1 protein-coding gene is annotated in these 344 nt (G+C 59.9%); it reads right to left on the minus strand.

Annotated features, from left to right (window positions below):
• A partial coding sequence (locus NZK81_RS21510) for an aldehyde dehydrogenase family protein (RefSeq protein WP_260047996.1) occupies window positions 1-344 on the minus strand: 344 nt, incomplete at both ends.

A 344-nucleotide genomic window follows, 5' to 3' on the forward strand; every position in this document is an offset into this window, starting at 1 on the left:
GCCATTTCCACGAAGAATTCGATCACCGAAAGGCAGACCGTCTCGGCCGGCTTCAGAACGACAGTGTTGCCCGATGCCAGCGCCGGTGCGATTTTGCACGCCATCATCAACATCGGTACGTTCCAGGGGATGATCTGCGCGCAGACACCCAGCGGTTCGCGGTGAACGATGCCGATCGCATCGGGATAGTCGAGCGTCTGGCCATGCAGGCCATAGGCCGCGCCAGCGAACAGCTCGAACTGACCGATAGTCTGGGTCATGTCGAAGAACATCGATTCGCGCATCGGCTTGCCGTTGTTCAACGTTTCGAGCGTCGCGTAGTGCGACTGGCGTGCCTTCAGCCG

It is taken from the genome of Novosphingobium mangrovisedimenti, assembly GCF_025153475.1.
Lineage (GTDB): Bacteria > Pseudomonadota > Alphaproteobacteria > Sphingomonadales > Sphingomonadaceae > Novosphingobium > Novosphingobium mangrovi_A.